Source organism: Vibrio sp. ABH4_348, from assembly GCF_056159765.1.
The window spans coordinates 2,674,153-2,694,773 of sequence record NZ_JBSWVW010000001.1; the positions used below are offsets into that span (position 1 = coordinate 2,674,153).

Genomic DNA, 20,621 nt, shown 5'->3' on the forward strand with positions numbered 1-20,621 from the left:
CTTAATCAATTATGATCCCATTTTTTCCCGCTACAGGGCTGAGCAATCCTCACACGCAAACACTGGCTCCTCGACTATTTCGAAAACGGCCACTTTTTCAGCCTATCTGGGACAGATACGAATTAACTGACGGCGATTTTATTGATCTTGCCTGGAGCTCACTCGCCGCGCAAACAAATACCGAAAAGCCTTTAATGATCTTGTTCCATGGCCTAGAAGGCAGTTTTTACAGCCCGTACGCCAACGGAATTATGAAGGCGTTTGTGGATCAAGGTTGGCATGCGGTAGTGATGCATTTTCGAGGCTGCAGTGGAGAAATCAATCGACTGGCCAGAGCCTATCACTCCGGTGAAATTGGCGATGCAACTTGGTTATTAGACTTGTTAGACAAGCGCGACCCATCGCAAACCAAAGTAGCAGTGGGTATTTCGTTGGGGGGCAATATGTTGGTTAACTATCTCGCCCACCAGCAAAATCATGCCAAACTCAATGCGGCTGCGGTGATATCCGCCCCGTTAGATTTAGCGGCCTGTTCCTGGCGTATCGAGCAAGGGTTTTCCAAGGTGTATCATCAGTACCTGTTGGGATCATTAAAGCGAAATGCGCTGCAGAAAGCAGAGTTAATCGAAAATACTTTGGGTATAGATGGAGCTAGCATCAAGCGAATACAGCGTTTGTGGGAGTTTGACGACAAACTCACTGCTCCATTACACGGGTTTGATGGCGCTAAAGATTACTACTCACGTTGCTCAGGGCTTGGCAAACTAGACAGAATCAAAACTCCGACACTTATCGTTCACGCGAAAGATGATCCCTTTATGACATCAGACGTGATCCCCAACTTTGAGCTGCCAAGCTGTATTGACTATCAATTACTTACACATGGTGGCCATGTCGGTTTTGTTTCGGGTTCTTTGTTGCGTCCCAAAATGTGGCTTGAGGAAATGCTGCCAAGCTACTTCTCAGGTCACCTAAAGTAATAGACGACAACCTTACCTACTGATACCTCTGTCAAGATTAGATAGAATATCGTTAACTTTGATAAACCCAAAAGACACTCATGATTGTACCGTGGCAAGATATTCAACCTGATACGCTGGAAAACTTAATTCGAGAGTTTGTGCTCCGAGAAGGAACCGATTACGGTGCAAGCGAAGTGTCGTTAGAGCAAAAAATCGAAGCCGTTGCCCAACAGCTCAAATCGGGTGAAGCCGTCGTTGTGTTTTCAGAGTTGCATGAAACCGTCAATATCCAGCTCAAAAATCAGTTTTCGGGATAAACCCCGCTCGCGAAACCAGCAAACTTTTTGTTACATCCATGACATAGTTTTGCACCATGTTATAGTGGCGTTCGCTTACAAATTTGACCACAAAGGTTTGATATTATGTCTGCAAAACATCCGATTATTGCGGTAACAGGTTCATCTGGAGCAGGAACCACCACCACGTCCGAGGCATTTAGAAAAATGTTCAATATGATGGACATTAAGCCGGCATGGGTTGAAGGTGATAGCTTCCACCGTTTTACGCGCCCGGAAATGGATGTAGAGATCCGCAAAGCAAGAGAGCAAGGTAGACATATCAGTTACTTTGGCCCGGAAGCCAACGATTTTGGTGCGCTTGAAGAGTTCTTCCGAAAGTACGGCAATCAAGGCGAAGGTCAAATTCGACGTTATCTCCATACCTTTGATGAAGCGGTACCTTACAATCAAATGCCCGGCACATTCACCCCTTGGCAAGACCTTCCACAAGATTCCAACGTTCTGTTTTATGAAGGATTGCACGGTGGTGTGGTTACCGATGATGTCAATGTCGCTCAGCACGTCGATTTTCTAATTGGAATGGTGCCCATCGTCAACTTGGAATGGATTCAAAAGTTTGTTCGTGATACTCGAGATCGCGGGCATTCTCGCGAAGCGGTGATGGATTCAATCGTGCGCTCGATGGACGATTACTTAAACTTCATCACACCACAATTTTCTCGTACCCATATCAACTTCCAGCGTGTGCCGACGGTTGACACCTCCAACCCATTAAACGCTAAAGGCATCCCAAGCTTAGATGAAAGCTTCGTTGTTATTCGATTACGCGGCATCAAAAACGTCGATTATCCTTACCTACTGGCAATGATTGACGGTTCCTTTATGTCTCGTCACAACACCATTGTGGTGCCAGGTGGTAAAATGAGTTTTGCGATGGAGCTCATTGTTCGACCAATTTTGCAACAATTGATTGAAACTGGGAAAATTGGCTAAGTCTCAGATAAATCAGACTGTTTACTTTTCATACCGTGAACATGTGCACATTTTTGCGTAGACATTTCGCGTTATGAAACGATTAAAATCAAGAAATCGTCCCTAAAAACCGCTACTATGGTAGCCGATAGACAAGACAGCTTGCAGCTTTCCAAGACTACTCTTATGCTAGGAGGTTCATTAAGAGCCTCGCTACAACATGGAAAGCGGCGAGCATACCTGCAGAGGAAGTGAGATATTATGGTTCTAGGTAAACCTCAAACCGACCCAACGTTAGAATGGTTTCTTTCACACTGTCATATTCATAAGTACCCTTCAAAAAGCACCCTTATTCACGCAGGTGAAAAAGCTGAAACTCTTTACTACATCGTAAAAGGTTCTGTTGCGGTACTCATCAAGGACGAAGAAGGTAAAGAAATGATTCTTTCTTACCTTAACCAAGGTGATTTCATCGGTGAGCTAGGTCTTTTCGAAGAAGACCAAGAGCGTACTGCATGGGTTCGTGCTAAATCGCCTTGTGAAGTGGCTGAAATTTCGTTTAAGAAATTCCGTCAACTTATCCAAGTTAATCCAGACATCCTGATGCGTTTATCTTCGCAAATGGCTCGTCGTCTTCAAGTAACTAGCCAAAAAGTTGGTGACCTTGCATTCTTGGACGTAACTGGCCGTATCGCGCAAACGCTACTAAACCTAGCAAAACAGCCAGATGCGATGACGCACCCAGACGGCATGCAAATCAAGATCACTCGTCAAGAAATCGGCCAAATCGTTGGTTGTTCTCGCGAGACAGTAGGTCGTATCTTGAAAATGCTAGAAGAGCAGAATCTAATTTCAGCACACGGTAAAACTATCGTTGTGTACGGTACTCGCTAATTAGCTAGCACCCACTCGATACTAATGTCGATATTGAAAGCCACCGGGTAGTCGGTGGCTTTTTTATTTCCAACGGGTTTAGAATTATTTGCCTAAATCCGTGCTCTCAAAAATTTTATCTGCCGACGCTTCCACAAAGCCCTGATACAAATCTCCAGTGCGGTCGATATAACGCTTAGCAAACTCGTAAAAACCACCAGGAATTAAATGCTCTTGCCTCTCAAACAGGACAGGTACCCTATCCGCCATCGTAGCCGATTGTTCCAGATACACATCAGGTGAACCTTTCACTTCCCCACCAGATTGATTGACAGAAAAACCATGCTGAGTGAGCGACGAGTTAACCTGTTCAACCTCGTCATATTGATTAAGCTGATTGACAGAAACCGTGAAGTGATTTGCGCCGTATCCATGAGCGGCTACCCAAGCAGCGTATTCGCTTTCCTCAGCCAAGGCCTGGTAGGTTGCCAAGTCTAATTCCCAAGGTCTTCCCGACCACAAGAAATTTTCATTAGCGAAATACGATTGCGGTATTTGCTCTATTAATTCGAAAACTGTGTCTCGCAGCTTGGTGGTGCATTCATCCAAACACAACTCGCTGATAAACACCTTAGGCAAATTTTTATCTTGGTGTTCAAAATGGCGAGCATTGAGTTTTTTACTCTCAAATCGATAGCTGTCCGCCGCGTAATAACCTACTTTTTCAAATGGTGCCGCCAGTACATCTAACCCAGTTTTAGGGGTTGCAAATGTTCTCAGTGCGATATGGTCATTGATAAGTGGTTCAGATTCCGTCAACAAATGATGCACGGCCTTGGCAGAAGGGCAAAGGCGCTCTACGTAGTCTTGCCAAAGTCTTTCAAATAAGTACTGAGCTTCCATGAGTTCCTTCTTATACTAAGTTCACACCAGGTAAAAGTGTGTCAGGCAATATGGGTTGCTGACCTTCGATTGAGGCCATGGGGTAAGCGCAATAGTCCGCCGCGTAGTAAGCACTGGGTCTAAAGTTACCCGATGCACCCGGGCCACCAAACGGTGCATCGCTGCTGGCTCCTGTTAGAGGGCGATTTCGATTGACGATACCAGCGTAAGATTCTTGCAAAAACTGCTGCCACTGCTCGTCCTTGGTTGAGATTAGCCCTGCCGACAGCCCAAAACGTGTCTGATTTGCCAGTTTAATCGCGTGTTCAAAATTTTTGCTGCGATGAATCTGCAACATGGGGCCAAATACTTCTTCATCTGCCGCACCTTCCACGTTTGTCATATCAATAATACTTGGGGACAGCACGGCAGCACCTGTTGTTTGGCCGGTGAGTAACACTCTTCCCCCCAATTGGATGAGACTATCTTGAGCAGCAAGGACGTGATTGGCCGCTTGCGCAGATATCATGGCACCATAAAAGACGTCTTTTTTGGGATTGCCTACCGTTAACTGACTAGCAGCTTCAACCAATCGAGTAATCAATTGATCGCCCTTTTTTCCTTCAGCGACAATCAGACGACGAGCACAAGTACACCGTTGACCGGAACTCAAAAAGGCAGATTGAATGATGGTGTAGACCGCCGCATCAAGCTCGCCATAAGCATCTGAAACCACTAACGGGTTGTTGCCACCCATTTCCAACGCCAACATTTTGTTAGGTTTCCCTGCCAATGCTTGATGAATTTTGTGGCCAGTTTCCGCACTTCCGGTAAACAAGACTCCCGACACGTGAGTGTGATTGACTAATGCCACCCCCGTTTGCTGCTCACCTTGTACTAAATTAATTACACCATCGGGCAAGCCGACCTCTTGCCATACTTTCACCATAAGCTCCCCCACCGCTGGTGTTAGTTCAGAAGGTTTAAAAACAATAGTATTGCCTGCAATAAGCGCCGGCACTATGTGACCGTTAGGCAAGTGCCCAGGAAAATTGTAGGGACCAAAAACGACCATGACACCAATGGGACGATGACGAAGTGCTGTAGTCTGCTCCCCTTGAGTGCGAACGGCTTCTCCAGTCCGTGATTGGTAGGACTCGATTGAAATGGCGATTTTGTTGGTCATAGCTGTCACTTCGGTTTTCGCTTCCCAAAGTGGTTTGCCGGTTTCATCACTAATGAGTTTGGCTAACTCTGCGCTTTTATCTGTTAACGTATTAGCAAATTTCTTTACCAGCTCTACTCGTTTTGTAAGCTCGGTTGCCCGCCAAACTGGAAAAGCCTGAGTGGCAGCTATAACAGCAGCCGATACTTGCTGCTCGGTCGAACACTTTCCCTGCCAAATTGTTTCTTCGGAATACGGATTGGTCGAGATTAAGCTACCGCCGTCTCCTGAAACCCATTTACCACCAATGAATACACTCATCATTGTTCTCCTATTCGCGTTATTACCCAATAGGGCTAATACGAACCCAGTCCCCCGAAGTGACTTTAAGCGCTTGAGCAACTTCAGCGGTTAAAATTGCCGAATCACTTTCGCCATCTAAGCCTATCGTCGCAACCGTTGCTCTAAACTGTTCAAAACTGGTATTACAAATTAGATAAGGTTTGGCGCTGCTGTGTGTCGAGATCACCACTTGGGCGCGAAACGAACTGCGCACCGTTTCAATCTGATTTAGGTCACACTCAACCGTCGGTCCACCATCAAAAATATCGATATGGTCTCGACAGCGAAAACCTTCTCGCTCCAACATTTTGAGCGCGGGCAGCGTGTTTGGATGCACTTGTCCAATCACCTTCTGAGCTTCTGGGCTTAATAAGTTGACGTAAATAGGCATTTTGGGCATCAAATCGGCAATAAAGCCTTTTTTGCCAATCCCGGTAAGATAATCCGCCATGGTGAAATCAATAGAGAAAAAATGTTGTTGTAACCACTGCCAAAATGGTGAGTTACCCTCACTGTCTGAAACTCCTCGCATTTCAGCAAACACGCGTGAGGAAAAACGCTTTGGGTGTTCTGCCATCATGAGAAAACGACATTTCGACAAGAGTTTTCCGTTTAAACCCTGCCGGAACGCTTCTCTTAGAAACAAGGTACAGACTTCGCTACAACCGGTGTAGTTATTACCCAGTGTCAGTAGCTTAACGATATTTTTTACGTTTAATTTGTGAGAGGAATGAACAACGGTACTGATCTGGTAAGTGTAAAAAGGCACATCCCAGCCGATTGCAGCTTCAATTCCGGTACAGCCTGCGATGTCACCGGTAATAGTGTCTTCCGCCACCATCAAGTAACCCTCATCATCAGGAAACTCGATGTTATCTTTGGCGAAGCTGTATTCTGAATGGGTTATGCGATTGGTTAACAACTCCGCGTTAACGGGCAGTGAGGTAAAGCCATGGCCGGATTCAACGGCACAGGTGTGCAGAGCTTCGTAATCTGAAATAGTGATGGGTCTAATTACCAGCATTCACGCCTCCTTGGTATGAGTGCGCAAACCAGACCACCTTTGTTGAGACTCAAGTGCCTCACTCCAACACCTTTGGAGCGAGACACGATTCAGTCAATTACGAGATGAGGCTCGAGATGGCCTGGTCTAAACGCTTAAATCCCTCTTGAACATCAGCTTGGTCTATCACCAGTGATGGTGTAAAACGCACCACATCCGCACCTGCGACTAGTACTAATAGACCTTGCTCTCCAGCCGCGACAAGTATGTCACGCGCTTTGCCTTTCCATTCGTCTTTCAGCTCAGCACCAATCAACAAACCCTTACCACGAATATCAGAGAATAAATGGTATTTGTCATTCAGTGCCGTTAAGCCATCAATGAACCATTGCTCGCGCTGCTTAACGCCATCCAATGCGGATTGTTGCCCCATAAATTCGACAACTGAGAGAGCAACGGCACAGGCTAATGGGTTACCACCATAGGTGGAACCGTGCGTTCCAACCTTCATGTATGGTGCATACTCGTCGGTCGTTAACATCGCACCAATTGGAAAGCCGCCACCTAGTGATTTAGCCGTACTAAGAATGTCTGGGGTAACACCTAATCCTTGATAGGCGTAGAAATCTCCAGTTCGACCATTACCCGTTTGCACTTCGTCAAAGATCAGTAATGCATTGTGCTCGTCACATAAGTCTCTTACTGCTTTCACAAAATCAACATCAGGGGAAACGACGCCACCTTCACCTTGCAACGGCTCCATCATCACGGCACAGGTGTTGTCAGAGATTTGTGCTTTCAGCGCCTCAAGATTGTTGTAATCAAGATGAGTCACATTACCAGGCTTGGGCCCAAAACCGCTCGAGTAAGCTTCTTGACCACCAACGGTCACCGTGAAGAAGGTTCGGCCATGAAAGCCTTGTTTAAAGGCGATGATTTCAGACTTGTGCTCTCCGTATTTTTCAACCGCAACACGACGCGCGAGCTTAAGTGCCGCTTCATTCGCTTCTGCTCCAGAGTTAGCAAAGAAAACTTTGTCGGCGAAACTGAGTTCGACAAGCTTTTTAGCCAGTTGTAATGCCGGCTCGTTGGTCATGACATTACTTAGGTGCCAGATTTTTTGGCTTTGTTCTTGCAGTGCTTCCACCATCACAGGGTGACAATGTCCCAAGGCACTGACAGCGATGCCACCAGCAAAGTCGATGTATTCTTTGTCGTTTTGATCCCAAACTTTTGAGCCTTCTCCTTTTACAGGAATCATCTCCATTGGTGCGTAGCAAGGCACCATGTAGGTATCAAAATCAGAGCGGGGTGTAGAAGTTCCGGACATAGTGCTTTCCTTATGAATGCCACACATCAACGAACACGACAATGTAAGGATACTGCCTAACCTTAAGTTAAGCAGATCATCATCGACTATGACGCTATAAGGGCATTTTATTTACATGTTTTTAACCTTTTCAATAGTGAAAAACTCCAAAACCTTGGTTTTGATGTACTCACCTCTTGGTTAATTATGCATAAAAATGCAAAAATATTGAAATTAAATGTGATCGATCTTTTCTAATCAAAAAGGGAGTTACATAAAGCTGGACTTATATAGCGAACAGTGAATGTCTCTATGAATAAAACTCAAGCAGAGTTAGCCTGATGTACAGATACAACATTAGTGCAAATTGGTGAGCTAATTCTAATTTTGAATCAGGGTAAAACAGAGTAAATAGGCTCGAAAAGACGCTTGTTTAAGATATTACTTGTTGCGAGAGGTGTTGATGGCCAAAAAATTTGCCAATAGCTCGTGACCTTGTTCAGTCAAGATGGATTCTGGGTGAAATTGTACGGCATGTAATGGCAAGGTTTTATGTTGAATGCCCATTATCTCTGCCATTTTCCCTTCATTATCAGTAGTCCAAGCGGTCACTTCAAAACAATCGGGTAATGACTCAGGCTCAACAACTAAAGAGTGATATCGCGTTACCGTTAGTGGATTATTCAGCTTGGAAAATACGCTGGTGTCTGTATGCGTAATGGCAGAGGTTTTACCATGCATAACCTTTTTAGCGCGCACGACCTTGGCACCGAAGGTTTGAGCGATGGCTTGATGCCCCAAACACACTCCCAAGATAGGAAGCTTCCCCGCGAACCTTTCAATAACCGCTAGAGAAATTCCAGCTTCATTTGGTGTGCATGGCCCAGGTGAAATAACCAAATGGCTCGGCACCATTTCTTCAATCTGCTCAAGCGTGACGTCATCGTTACGCATCACTGTGACTTCCACATTCAACTCACAAAAATACTGATATAAGTTGAAGGTAAAGGAGTCATAATTGTCGATGATTAACAGCATATCGAATCTACCTGGGCGAACAGCGCTGGTATTTTGCAATGTTATCAAATAAAGGCAAGCGCTTTTATAGCTGATCGGAGAATGTCATTGCTCTTCAATAGTCGATAAAAATACCGCTAACCCGCTTTCAATTCCTTTTCGATCCTCTTTGCTCAGCATTTCAAGGTGCTTTTCCATATTTGCCACGTGTTCGTTAAGTACCGTGTCGAGGAATTCTTGCCCTTCTTGGGTCAATGTTACTTTGTTGCTACGCCTATCCGCTTCACTGGCAATGCGACAAATCCATCCTTTTTGCACCAAGTTTTCGATTCGTGTGCTAACCGCTCCTGATGACAACATTAATGTCTTGTATAGCGTTGTCGGTGTAACCGGCTCAATATTACGACGCAGGGTCGCCAAAATATCAAACTCAATAAGGCTAATACCATGAGCTTTAAACACTTTGTTTTGGATTGCCTCCCATTGATTTGCCGCTCTGCGAATTCGGCCTACAACCCCCATAGCAGAGCAATCTAGATCGGGTCTAGCTCGTTTCCACTGCTGCAGTATTTTCTCAACACCATCCATATTGATATCCTCCAACAATTTATCTTTTTAAAAAGATACTTGACTAAAAGATATTTTGCCATTACTTTTTAAAAACAATCTTTTTGAAAAGATACTTTTAAGGAAGAAAAAATGAACTCAAAAAAAGTTGGCTTGATCGCATTAACTGCTCTCGCTCCTATTGTTTGGGGTAGCACTTATATCGTTACAACTGAATGGCTACCCGAGAATAGTCCATTGCTCGCGTCTGCAATGCGTGCACTTCCAGCAGGTTTACTATTAGTCGCATTAACACGCGCTCTGCCCAATAAAGCATGGTGGGGAAAATTGGCGTTACTGGGCTTTTTAAACATAGGGCTATTTTTTTACTGCCTATTTTTTGCCGCCACCCACTTACCGGGCGGTACAGCTGCGTTAGTCATGTCTAGCCAGCCCATTGTGGTGATGCTGCTAAGTGCTTCATTACTTCACACTAAGATAACTTGGAAGCAAATTTTGGCGGCATTGTTTGGCATTTCAGGTGTGGGGCTAATCGTTTTGAATGAAACGGTCCAGCTGAGCTTACAAGGACTAGTGCTTGCAGTGCTCGGGACCTTGAGTATGGCAACTGGAGTAGTCCTGACCAAATATTGGGGCAAACCACCACAAATGAGCACATTGGGCTTTACTGGCTGGCAACTCTTGTTCGGTGGGCTAATGTTGATGCCAATCGCGTTACTGCTAGAAGGGTGGCCAGCGGAAATCACTCTTCTCAATACCCTTGGTTATAGCTACCTAGCTATCGTCGGTGCAGTCTTCGCCTACTCAATCTGGTTTCGTGGTATTCAATCGCTCCCCGCTACCAACGTCGCTTTTTTAGGGTTTTTAAGCAGTGTATCAGCCGTAGTTTTAGGTTTTGTTTTTCTTGATGAGCGTTTGACCAGTATTCAGATTCTAGGTGCAGTTGCCATTCTCGTTTCCATTTTTATGGCTTCCTCGAATCAAACGAAGACCGCCTAGTATCAAAACCATTAATCACAACCTATTAATATCTATAAACATATTTAATTCAAAAAGTCAGAAAAGGATAATCACATGAAACTAACTATCGTATCTGGTAGCCAACGACCTAACTCACAAAGCCTAAATGTCGCCAAGTTCTTAAAAAAACAGAGCACTAATGATTTTGATGAAATTGAAATACTCGATTTGAATGAATTAAATCTGCCATTTTGGAATGAAGGGGTATGGCAGGGCAGCTCTGAATGGGATATTTGGACGCCAATTGCAAAAACGCTCAAAGAATCCGACGCTTTTGTCTTTATCTCTCCCGAATGGCATGGAATGGCAACTCCTGCGCTTAAAAACTTTTTGCTGCTGACAACCGCAAATGAGCTCGCACACAAACCTGCGTTGTTGGTTGGCGTCAGCGTTAGTCCAAATGGCGTCTACCCCATCAGTGAACTGCGTTTAACTGGCAGCAAAAACAATCACGTATGTTTCCTTCCAGACCACCTAATCGTTCGCTACAGCTCAGAGCTAATTGATGAGAATGCGGAAAGTAACAATGAGGAGTTTGTTGGCCGTACTCAGTACACAATCAAACTGCTTAGCGGCTACGCAAGAGCTTTAGCACCGCTTCATTCTGATATGTTGGAGCTAGGCAAACCTTATGTGTTTGGTATGTAAAATAACACTCTGATCTACCGTTTAATCTCAATCTTAACTTTAGGCTTGTTCGATTGAGTTCGAATAAGCTTATAGTTGTTTCAACGACTTTCAGATTCCATCATGTCAGCTAATAAGCCATTGGTGGGTAGTGTTATGACCTCTACTTCAGTTGCATCTGAGATTTGAGGATCGATTTTTTTCACCACTTTAGCCGGAACGCCAGCCACCAGGTGATAAGCAGGTACATCTTTGGTGACTACTGAACCTGCGGCCACCATCGCCCCCTCACCAATTGTCACGCCATTGCATACCACGACATTTGCTCCAATCCATACTCTGCTCTCAATCTTGATCGGATCACCACACGCCACCATTCCTAACTGTCTACGATCATCAGTACTTACGGGGTGGCTAGAAGCACACAGTTTCACCCCCGGACCGATTAGCACACCATCGCCGATAGTGATGGGGAGGTTGTCCAACATCACCACACCAGAATTAATAAACACATTATTACCAATGGCAATGTGATAACCAAAATCGACATGAATTGGAGGAACTATGGTGCACTGGCCTTTTGTAAACAGAAGTTCATCCAAAATTTCATTTAGTTTGGATTTGTCAGTTGGGTCTGTCTGATTGTACTTCCAGCACAATTGGCGAGCTTTGAGTTCTTGCTGCGCCAACGTCTCGTCTATCTTGATGTACTGCATATTTTATCCCACCTCATTTAGTCGTTAGATGGTAATCAATAAATCGCGGATAAAGTGATAAGTACCAGTCACAATCAACAACTCGGTGGAATAATATTATGTTTGTACAGAATGCAAAAACCCCCTCTGATGAGAGGGGGTTGAAAATTTATTAACCTACAATCTGGTAAGACTAGGGCTTAGCCACAAAGCCGACCGCTTCATACACTTTTTGTAAGGTTTGCTGCGCCGTCTCAGAAGCCTTATCCGCACCATTTCTCATCACTTCGTTGAGGTAAGTACGATCTTCGCGAATACGGCGGTATTCTGCTTGAACCGGTTCCAACATCGCGACAATGGCTTCACCCACGTCTTTCTTAAACGGGCCATACATTTCAACGCCTTGGTACTTGGCCTCGATTTCTTCAAAGCTCATCCCAGTGGCCGCCGAATACAGTCCCATCAAATTCGAAATACCCGCTTTGTTTTCAACATCATGGCAGATTTTTGGTGGGTTATCCGTGTCGGTTTGCGCTTTGTTGATCTTTTTGATGATCGATTTAGGCTCTTCCAACAAGGTAATGACATTCTTGCGGTTGTCATCAGACTTGGACATTTTCTTCGTCGCGTCTTGCAAACTCATAACACGCGCGTTTACTGTTGGGATATAAGGCTCAGGAACAACAAAGATAGGGTCTTCAGGACAATAGATGTTGTTGAAACGAGTAGCGATATCACGAGCCAACTCCAAGTGTTGCTTTTGGTCATTGCCGACTGGTACTTGGTGAGCGCCGTACAATAAGATGTCTGCCGCCATTAATACTGGGTAGTCAAACAAACCGGCGTTTACGTCGTTCGCGTAACGCTGTGATTTGTCTTTAAACTGAGTCATACGGCTCAGTTCACCCATCTGAGTGTAACAGTTAAGAAGCCAACCAAGTTGAGCATGCTCCGGTGCGTGTGACTGGACAAAAATCGTGCTCTTCTTAGGATCCACACCTACCGCCAAACAAATAGACAACGCATCTAATGTCGCTTGATATAGGGCTTGAGGGTCTTGGCGAACGGTGATGGCGTGCTGATCAACTATGCAGTAGTGACAGTTGTAATCGTCTTGCATCTGTTGCCATTGACGAAGAGCACCCAAGTAATTACCTATACTGAGTTCGCCAGATGGCTGAACACCACTGAATACGATGGGTTTGCTCATATGTTGCTTCCTTTGACTTCTTAAATAGTAAAACCGCCCAATTGCTGATAGACGCGTTGGACGGCTTTTGCAGTGTACTCATTGACGAGTATTTTGCTAGTGGTTTGTACTCTACTCACTCAGACTTAAGCTGAAACCGAGATCAGCGCTAACATTTCTGAAATATCGTCTGCGACATAAGTTGGTTCACTCGCTTGAATCGGCTCACCATGGTTGTAACCATAAGTGAGAGCAAATGAACGACAACCGGCATTTTTTGCTGCCAAGACGTCATTTTTAGAATCGCCAACCATTACTGTCTCTTCTGTTGAGACAGAATATTTGTTCATCAGCCAATTCAACGCAACAGGATCGGGTTTTTTAGTCTCAAAACTGTCACCACCAAACACATCAGCAAAAAAGTCGGCAATTCCGTGTGCTTCCAATACATGAGGTACAAACTTCAATGGCTTGTTGGTTACCAATGATAAAACCGCGCCTGACTCTTTTAGTGCTTTCAACGTACTCAACACATTTGGGTACAGTGCTGTTTTTGTGTGTCCGGTTTTTTCATAGTTGTCATCAAATAGTTCTCTTGTAGAACGATGAAACTCTGGATCCAACGCTTTCGAAACGGTCACGCTTCTACTTAAAAAACGGCCAACTAAGACATCCGCACCATTACCGACATATTGACGCATGTCAGCCTCAGTCACTTCCGGCTTTCCGACCATCCTCAGCGTGGCGTTTGCGGCATCAGTCAGATCCGGCACGCTGTCCAGTAGCGTGCCGTCCAAATCAAAAATAAATAATTTAGCTTGAGACAAAAGAGATCCTTACTTTTGGTTTACTTTACTCAGTTCAGTGCGCATTTCATCAATCACGGCTTTGTAATCCGGTTGACCGAATATGGCAGATCCAGCCACAAACATATCCGCACCTGCCTCGGCAATTTCTCGAATGTTTTCGACTTTGACTCCGCCATCAATTTCTAAGCGAATATCGCGACCAGACGCGTCAATTCGCTCTCTGACCGCTCGTAATTTTTCTAAGGTGTGTGGGATAAAAGACTGACCACCAAACCCTGGATTCACCGACATCAACAAGATCATGTCAATCTTGTCCATAATGTGGTCAAGGTAATGTAGAGGAGTAGCAGGGTTAAAGACCACACCCGCTTTACAACCGTGCTCTTTTATCAGCTGTAGTGTGCGGTCAATGTGTTCGGAAGCTTCGACGTGGAAGGTAATCATAGATGCCCCGGCTTTTGCAAAGTCTGGCACGATACTATCAACAGGCTTAACCATGAGATGGACATCAATCGGTGCGGTAATACCGTAATCACGAAGCGCTTTACAGATTGGCGCACCAAATGTCAGATTCGGTACGTAGTGATTGTCCATGACATCGAAATGTACCACGTCCGCACCCGCTGCGAGCACACGCTCAACATCTTCGCCTAGGCGAGCAAAATCGGCAGATAGAATAGACGGTGCAATTAAGAAATCTTTCATAGCGAGCCCTTGAGTAAAATGAGATACGGTAATCTTGTACGATATTCTACCCAAGGAGCATTATTAAGCCCAGTAACAATCTAGAACAGATTTAAGAGTAAACGGACTTATTGATTCGCTGGAAACAAAGCCAACAGTTCGTCTACTTTATTTCGGCCTGCACCATTGCGAGAAATCGTGCGTTTTACTTTAACAACACTTAAGTCTGCCCCATGGTACAAACGGCGGGTAAGTGCTGTATCGTGATTTGAAATCAATACTGGAACCTGTTTGCGTCTTGCGGTTTCTTCCGAAACATCGGCTAGGCGAGCTTGATCATCCAATGTAAATCCATTGCCCGCATATGCAGTAAAATTAGCGGTGTTCGATAATGGCGCATAAGGAGGATCACAGTAAACCACTGAGCCTTTGCGAACACGTTTAAAGGTATCGACATAGCTTTCGCAAATAAACGTGGCTTTTTTGGCCTTTTGCGCGAAGAATTCCAGCTCTTTTTCCGGAAAGTAAGGTTTTTTGTAGGAACCAAAAGGTACGTTGAATCCGCCCTTTTTGTTGTACCGACACAGACCATTAAAACCAAATCGGTTCATGTACAAAAAAGCTAACGAGCGATACCAGATATCATCTGTAGCATTGAATTCCTTGCGAACATCCAAATACACTTCTTTACGGTTGTACTCAGCGGTAAACCAACGCTTTGATTCATCGATGTAATCTTGAGGCCGCTCTTTAAGAAGGTTGTAAAGATTGATCAGGTCTGGATTGATATCAGACAACAAATAGTCGTCGTAGTCCGTATTCAAAAAAATCGAGCCTGCCCCAACGAAGGGTTCAACAAGCTTACGAGCTTCTGGCAAGTGACGTCGAATATCTTCAACTAAACCGTATTTTCCCCCAGCCCACTTTAAGAAGGCTCGTTGTTTAATCATGACGTCTTTCTACTTACTTCTCGTTAGGGCTGCGGAATGTATCATATTTTTGAAGTGACAGAGAGCTAAATTCCACGGTCAATTTCACGATGGACTTGATTTAGCGATTTAGCCCAAGGTTCGAGTTCTTGTACTTCAGATGGAAGGTCAGCAACAGCATCACGTGCAACTTGGATGGTGGCGAAGTTGCTGTAAGTGACAATAAACCATTCACGTCCATTTCGTACGGTAGGATACACGTAAATGTCCTGCTGCAATTGGTAACGATTCAAGAACGATTGAACTTCTTCCAGAGATTGTACAGCTGCAAGCTGTAAAGTATAGCTTCGCGCAGACAAAGCTTTTAACTGTTCACGAGTAAACGAGAACTGCACTTCTGGTGGCGCAGGGGATACATCTACGGAAGTTTCCACGTTCACAGCTTCTGCCGAATCCGCTAGCACCAGCTCGGTTTGCGTTTCTGCAACTGCAGGTTGTAACTCCTCTGCCACCACAGTTTGCTCGGCTGAATCAACGAGCGCTTCAATATTGCTGGTATCTACCGTTTCAGGTTTGTCGTCAAGCAAGGCATCGACTACTTCAGACGTAATCACCACTCTTTGTTGGTCATCAGCAACGGCTTCTAAAGTCGCGGTATCAGCAGTAACCAGCGGTGGCAAAGCCGACGCGTCATTATTTATATCCAATTCAATTTGTTGATCATCAGCTTTCATCGATTGGCTTTGGTCACTGATGATGTCTTGATTAAGTGCCATTTCAGCTTTAGAACTTTCCTCTAAAGTAGGAATGACCGTTTGCTCGACCACTGATGAAAGCTCTTGCGCCCTTTGCTCAGGGGTGGGCTGAGTCGACCACCACCAGTAGCCACCAACGATGACCAGTAATAGCACAAGCACCAATAAGGCGATATTCATCGGAGTTCCAACAATAGAGCGGATGATAATGCGTTTTTCCGCTTTGTGTTCGGTCAGCGCCATGATTTCTCCAGGTCGGCAATCGGTTTTTTTGTAAACGTGTCGAACACGCTTTTCCATGTCTTCGTCGATATAACGTATCACTAACAACTCAAAGAATCTGTCTGATTCTTCTTGAGTTAATGGCTCGATCTCAAAATCTATTGGTTTGTGTTCTTGCCCATATCCCAAGCGAGTCAATAGTGCCTCTAATGCCCCAGGTTGAGCAAACAGCAAAACATTGATAGTCCAGTTTGGCCGTGTTTGAGCCTCTAACACCAACATCCACAATTCACTAACTAAGGTTTCCGATAGCAAATGGGCGTCGTCTATTACCAAAGCCAAATCGCAAGCTTCGTCACCAACCAGTTCAGTCAAAGATTCGACAAAAGAGGCATTGGGATCAAAAAAGGCTTCTTGGACAAGTTGAGAAATGAGTTGAACTCGACGCTGACTGTCGTCCTGAGTTGGGTGGCAAAGCAATAATGCCTGGTTTTTATCGGATGCAAAGATTTCGAGATAGCGTTGAGATAGCCAAGTCTTACCCGCTCCAACTGGACCGGAAATGGTAATCAAATTTGATCCAAACCCGGTTAGAAGACTTAAACGTTCTAACAATTCGGTTTGTGTATCTAACTCTAAAAGATTCGGATCAAGGTTCACGCTGTCTTATCTACCTTATTAAATTTGCAGAAATGTTTTACGCAAAGTCGCTATAAAACAATACCATACCAATGAGACAACAAGGACTAAATGTGACGACAGAACTCTATTGCTTGTTTGATGTGTGACTCATCAGTACCTTTTACCACTTCTGCGGTTCCGATACTGGTTGGCAGAACCAATCTTAGTTCACCTGCCAATACTTTTTTGTCGCGCATCATGTGCTTGATAAAGTCATCAAATGACATTGTTTCTGGTGTATGGACAGGTAGCTTCGCTCGTTTGAGTATAGAAACAATTCGCTCAAACTGCTGCTCGGTAATAAGACCAGATAAAAGTGCAGTCTTTGCTGCCATTACCGTTCCACTCGATACCGCTTCACCGTGTAACCAATTTCCGTAGCCAAGTTCGGCTTCGATAGCGTGTCCAAAGGTGTGGCCTAGGTTAAGTAAAGCTCGGATACCCGACTCTTTCTCATCCAAAGCAACAACCTCTGCTTTAATTTGACAGCATCTAGCTATCGCATAAGTCAGTGCTTTTTCATTCAACTGATACAAGGCATCTAAGTTTGCTTCTAACCAGTCAAAAAAGTCTGCATCGTAAATGATTCCGTACTTGATGACTTCAGCAATACCCGCTGCGAATTCACGTTCAGGCAGTGTTTTTAAACAATTGGTATCAATGACAACAGCTTTAGGCTGATAGAAAGCACCAATCATGTTTTTGCCCATTGGGTGATTGACCGCGGTTTTCCCACCAACAGAAGAGTCGACTTGAGACAACAAAGTCGTTGGGACTTGAACAAAATCAACACCACGCTGGAAACAAGCGGCTGCAAATCCAACAATATCACCGATGACACCGCCGCCGAGTGCAACTATTGCAACATCGCGACCATAATTGCCTTCCAGCAAGAATGTCATGATTTGTTCAAAGATTTGCAGGGATTTATATTGCTCTCCATCTGGGAGAACCAATTCACTCACTACACAACCATGCTGGCTGATTAGAGACTGAATGTTTTGAGAGTAAAGAGGGGCAACTGTGTCATTAGTGATCACAACTGCTTTTTGGTATTTCGATAAGAGTTCTAGGTGAACCGGGTTTGAATATAACCCGGCACCAATAGTAATTGGGTAGCTGCGCTCTCCTAAGCTAACCGTGATCCGTTCCATCGGTTTCTCCAAAGGCTAAAAAAAGAATTATCTCTCTTCTAGCATTTTTACGATCTGGTTGGCTACCACTTTTGCGCTTTGATCATCAGTTCTTACTGTGTAATCCGCAATCTCTTCGTACAATGGATTGCGTTCTTCAGCTAGAGCCTCTAGAACATCGCGAGGATTGTCTGTTTGCAACAGAGGACGCTTTTTATCTCGATTGGTGCGCGCCAACTGTTTCTCAATTGTCGTTTCTAGATAAACAACAACACCACGTGCAGACAAACGGTTGCGGTTATCTTTGCTCAAAATAGAGCCGCCGCCTGTTGCCAACACGATTCCAAGTTCTTCCGTTAAGTCATTAATGACTTTTTCTTCACGCTTACGGAAGCCTTCTTCACCTTCTACGTCAAACACCCATGCGATATCAGCGCCAGTGCGCTCTTCAATTTCAGTGTCAGAATCAACAAACTCCATGTGCAGTTGTTGCGCCAGGTGTCTTCCGATGGTGCTTTTGCCAGCGCCCATAGGGCCGACAAGAAAAATATTGCGTTTCTCAGCCATGTTTAGCAGTAATTTACAACGTTAATTCAATGACATCGCCACAAGAAATCCAGTAGTTACTGGAAGTTGAAAGGCTTGTGGCACCTATTCCTCACAGATATTTCGTGATAAGACCCGAAATTATCTAGATAAGGTGCCCACAATGCAAATTTATTTTTAAAGTCAGCATACCTTAAGGATTAATCACACGAGGCGTAACAAAAATAAGTAGTTCACTTTTTTCGTACTTTTTACCTGTGTTCTTAAAGAGATGGCCCAGTAACGGAATATCACCCAATAGTGGCACCTTAGACACGGTATCCTTGACGTTTTGGTAATAGATGCCGCCCAGAACCACGGTCTCCCCGTTTTCAACTAACACTTGGGTGCCGATCCGCTGAGTTTCAATACTTACCGCTTTGCCGTTACCAGCCACGACCTCTTTACCTGGTGCGTCTTGTGTCACATTGAGATCGAGTACAAGTCGATTATCAGGCGTAATCTGTGGAGTCACCTTTAAGCTCAACACCGCTTTTTTGAAGGTTACGGAAGCTGCACCACTGGACGTGGATTCTACGTAAGGGATTTCTGTACCTTGCTCAATGAAGGCCGGCTTTTTATTGGTAGTAATCAATTTAGGGCTAGAAACGATCTCTGCTTTCTCTTCGGTTTCAAGTGCTGATAGTTCCAAATCTAGCAGTGTATTCTTACCCAGTTTAGCGACTTGGAAAGCGATAGAGGCAGCAGTACCAGTTGTTGGTGCGGCACCAAGGTTTACGTTAAGCATATCGTTGACCGATACATCGTCAAAGTTACCTAAGTTGTTGCTTTGCCATAGCGTGTTGTTAATGGTCGAACCCACTGAACGCTCACCATTGGCATTAGACTTCATGACACCCCATTTCACACCGAGGTCTTTAGCGTCACCTTCAGCGACTTTAACAATCCGGGCTTCAATTTCTACCTGTTTCACTGGGATATCAAGAGATTGAACAATCTCGCGAACTACATCCACATTCTCTTGCAAATCTCGAATAAGAATCGAGTTGGTACGATCATCAATCGTGACAGACCCGCGTTCCGACAACATTCCCATCGCATCCGCACCGCTAATCATGGCGGCGATCTCACCTGCGTTAGCAAATTTTACTCGGATGATTTCTGAAACTAGCTCTCCTAGTTCTTCTTCCAATCGCGCTTGCTCTAACTGTTCTTTTTCTTGTAGGTCAAGTTCGGCTTTAGGAGCAATCAGTACGACATTGCCTTCCACGCGTTTATCTAGCCCTTTAACCTGGAGAATAATGTCTAACACTTGCTGCCATGGCACTCCATCAAGACGCAAAGTTAGGTTACCACTGACAGAGTCCGACACCACCAAGTTGAAGTCGTTGTAATCGGCAATCAGCTGTAACACGCTTCTTACAGGAATATCTTGGAAGTTAATCGATATTTTTTTACCTTCACGTTCCAGCAAGCTTTTTTCTTTAACTTTGGCGACTTCTTGCACTTCACTCACTGAAACTTCAAGAAACTTGCCATTCAACGTGTACTCAAACGAGTATTCCCCCTTCACAAAAGCCACTAAACGAGTGCTAGGTGATTCGCGGAACACTTCTATCTGGTGAACATTGGTAGCGAAATCTTTAACATCCAAAAGGTACAGTTTGTCATCAGGAACATTGGTATTGAGAAGTTCAATACTCAGCCCTTCTTGCGCTTTTTGAATATCCACGGCAATGCGAGGATCGGTGAGTTCGACGATAATTTTGGCGTTGTTTTTGCCATCGGTTCTGAAGTCAATCGCCTCTAGGTTGTTATTAGGATCTTCTTGGGCAGATAATGCAGATGAGCCCAACACAGCCAATAAGATCAGCCCCAGTTGACCTAACCTTTTTAATGACGCTACTAGTGTTTTGAACATAATTTCCATCTCATTTGAC

21 protein-coding genes are annotated in these 20,621 nt (G+C 44.6%); 6 read left to right on the top strand and 15 right to left on the bottom strand.

Going from position 1 to position 20,621, the window contains the following annotated elements:
- Nucleotides 1–11 precede the first annotated feature (11 nt).
- The 4 genes from ACXAFJ_RS12250 (at nucleotide 12) to crp (ending at nucleotide 3,127) form a co-directional block, all read left to right on the top strand.
- Nucleotides 12–980, top strand: coding sequence for a hydrolase (locus ACXAFJ_RS12250; RefSeq protein ID WP_475323699.1), 969 nt, complete (start codon nucleotides 12–14; stop codon nucleotides 978–980).
- Between the two features lie 80 nt (nucleotides 981–1,060).
- On the top strand, nucleotides 1,061–1,279 hold the full coding sequence (locus ACXAFJ_RS12255; protein ID WP_475323700.1) for a YheU family protein: 219 nt from the start codon (nucleotides 1,061–1,063) through the stop codon (nucleotides 1,277–1,279).
- Nucleotides 1,280–1,384: 105 nt separating this feature from the next.
- Nucleotides 1,385–2,254 (top strand): phosphoribulokinase, encoded by an 870-nt coding sequence (locus ACXAFJ_RS12260; RefSeq protein WP_475323702.1) that lies wholly within the window; start codon nucleotides 1,385–1,387, stop codon nucleotides 2,252–2,254.
- A gap of 240 nt (nucleotides 2,255–2,494) precedes the next feature.
- On the top strand, nucleotides 2,495–3,127 hold the full coding sequence (gene crp, locus ACXAFJ_RS12265; protein WP_005597159.1) for a cAMP-activated global transcriptional regulator CRP: 633 nt from the start codon (nucleotides 2,495–2,497) through the stop codon (nucleotides 3,125–3,127).
- Between the two features lie 84 nt (nucleotides 3,128–3,211).
- On the opposite strand, the gene ACXAFJ_RS12270 is transcribed toward crp, so the two are convergent.
- The 6 genes from ACXAFJ_RS12270 to ACXAFJ_RS12295 all read right to left on the bottom strand — a co-directional run bounded on the left by ACXAFJ_RS12270 (nucleotide 3,212) and on the right by ACXAFJ_RS12295 (nucleotide 9,418).
- Entirely contained in the window at nucleotides 3,212–4,009 is a 798-nt protein-coding gene (locus ACXAFJ_RS12270) for a 2-oxoadipate dioxygenase/decarboxylase family protein (protein WP_475323704.1), read from the bottom strand.
- Nucleotides 4,010–4,019: 10 nt separating this feature from the next.
- The gene (astD, locus tag ACXAFJ_RS12275) at nucleotides 4,020–5,474 is read right to left on the bottom strand and encodes a succinylglutamate-semialdehyde dehydrogenase (RefSeq protein WP_475323705.1); all 1,455 of its coding nucleotides are present in this window, start codon (nucleotides 5,472–5,474) and stop codon (nucleotides 4,020–4,022) included.
- 22 nt (nucleotides 5,475–5,496) lie between these two features.
- Entirely contained in the window at nucleotides 5,497–6,519 is a 1,023-nt protein-coding gene (gene astA, locus ACXAFJ_RS12280) for an arginine N-succinyltransferase (RefSeq protein ID WP_475323707.1), read from the bottom strand.
- A 97-nt stretch (nucleotides 6,520–6,616) separates the two neighbouring features.
- Nucleotides 6,617–7,828 carry an aspartate aminotransferase family protein gene (locus ACXAFJ_RS12285; RefSeq protein ID WP_475323708.1) on the bottom strand — a complete coding sequence of 404 codons (1,212 nt, stop codon included), beginning with the start codon at nucleotides 7,826–7,828 and terminating at the stop codon, nucleotides 6,617–6,619.
- 420 nt (nucleotides 7,829–8,248) lie between these two features.
- Nucleotides 8,249–8,845, bottom strand: coding sequence for an aminodeoxychorismate/anthranilate synthase component II (locus ACXAFJ_RS12290; RefSeq protein ID WP_475323709.1), 597 nt, complete (start codon nucleotides 8,843–8,845; stop codon nucleotides 8,249–8,251).
- Between the two features lie 84 nt (nucleotides 8,846–8,929).
- Nucleotides 8,930–9,418, bottom strand: coding sequence for a MarR family winged helix-turn-helix transcriptional regulator (locus tag ACXAFJ_RS12295; protein ID WP_475324123.1), 489 nt, complete (start codon nucleotides 9,416–9,418; stop codon nucleotides 8,930–8,932).
- Between the two features lie 105 nt (nucleotides 9,419–9,523).
- Between ACXAFJ_RS12295 and ACXAFJ_RS12300 the strand changes: the two genes are divergently transcribed.
- Both ACXAFJ_RS12300 and ACXAFJ_RS12305 read left to right on the top strand, forming a co-directional pair.
- Nucleotides 9,524–10,390 carry an EamA family transporter gene (locus ACXAFJ_RS12300; protein WP_475323711.1) on the top strand — a complete coding sequence of 289 codons (867 nt, stop codon included), beginning with the start codon at nucleotides 9,524–9,526 and terminating at the stop codon, nucleotides 10,388–10,390.
- Nucleotides 10,391–10,465: 75 nt separating this feature from the next.
- Nucleotides 10,466–11,059: an NADPH-dependent FMN reductase gene (locus ACXAFJ_RS12305; RefSeq protein ID WP_475323712.1), complete on the top strand. Its 594-nt coding sequence runs from the start codon at nucleotides 10,466–10,468 to the stop codon at nucleotides 11,057–11,059.
- Between the two features lie 80 nt (nucleotides 11,060–11,139).
- On the opposite strand, the gene ACXAFJ_RS12310 is transcribed toward ACXAFJ_RS12305, so the two are convergent.
- The 9 genes from ACXAFJ_RS12310 to ACXAFJ_RS12350 form a co-directional block, all read right to left on the bottom strand.
- Nucleotides 11,140–11,754, bottom strand: a complete 615-nt coding sequence (locus ACXAFJ_RS12310; RefSeq protein WP_475323713.1) for a sugar O-acetyltransferase — start codon at nucleotides 11,752–11,754, stop codon at nucleotides 11,140–11,142.
- A 172-nt stretch (nucleotides 11,755–11,926) separates the two neighbouring features.
- Entirely contained in the window at nucleotides 11,927–12,943 is a 1,017-nt protein-coding gene (gene trpS, locus ACXAFJ_RS12315) for a tryptophan--tRNA ligase (RefSeq protein ID WP_475323714.1), read from the bottom strand.
- Between the two features lie 125 nt (nucleotides 12,944–13,068).
- Nucleotides 13,069–13,749, bottom strand: coding sequence for a phosphoglycolate phosphatase (locus ACXAFJ_RS12320; protein WP_475323716.1), 681 nt, complete (start codon nucleotides 13,747–13,749; stop codon nucleotides 13,069–13,071).
- 9 nt (nucleotides 13,750–13,758) lie between these two features.
- On the bottom strand, nucleotides 13,759–14,436 hold the full coding sequence (gene rpe / locus ACXAFJ_RS12325; protein ID WP_475323717.1) for a ribulose-phosphate 3-epimerase: 678 nt from the start codon (nucleotides 14,434–14,436) through the stop codon (nucleotides 13,759–13,761).
- 107 nt (nucleotides 14,437–14,543) lie between these two features.
- Nucleotides 14,544–15,365, bottom strand: coding sequence for a Dam family site-specific DNA-(adenine-N6)-methyltransferase (locus ACXAFJ_RS12330; RefSeq protein WP_475323718.1), 822 nt, complete (start codon nucleotides 15,363–15,365; stop codon nucleotides 14,544–14,546).
- Between the two features lie 65 nt (nucleotides 15,366–15,430).
- Entirely contained in the window at nucleotides 15,431–16,981 is a 1,551-nt protein-coding gene (locus ACXAFJ_RS12335) for an AAA family ATPase (RefSeq protein ID WP_475323720.1), read from the bottom strand.
- Between the two features lie 86 nt (nucleotides 16,982–17,067).
- Nucleotides 17,068–18,156, bottom strand: a complete 1,089-nt coding sequence (aroB, locus tag ACXAFJ_RS12340; RefSeq protein WP_475323721.1) for a 3-dehydroquinate synthase — start codon at nucleotides 18,154–18,156, stop codon at nucleotides 17,068–17,070.
- A 27-nt stretch (nucleotides 18,157–18,183) separates the two neighbouring features.
- Complete coding sequence (aroK, locus tag ACXAFJ_RS12345; RefSeq protein ID WP_475323722.1) at nucleotides 18,184–18,702, bottom strand: shikimate kinase AroK; 519 nt, start codon at nucleotides 18,700–18,702, stop codon at nucleotides 18,184–18,186.
- Between the two features lie 172 nt (nucleotides 18,703–18,874).
- Complete coding sequence (locus tag ACXAFJ_RS12350) at nucleotides 18,875–20,611, bottom strand: type IV pilus secretin PilQ (protein ID WP_475323724.1); 1,737 nt, start codon at nucleotides 20,609–20,611, stop codon at nucleotides 18,875–18,877.
- Nucleotides 20,612–20,621 lie beyond the last annotated feature (10 nt).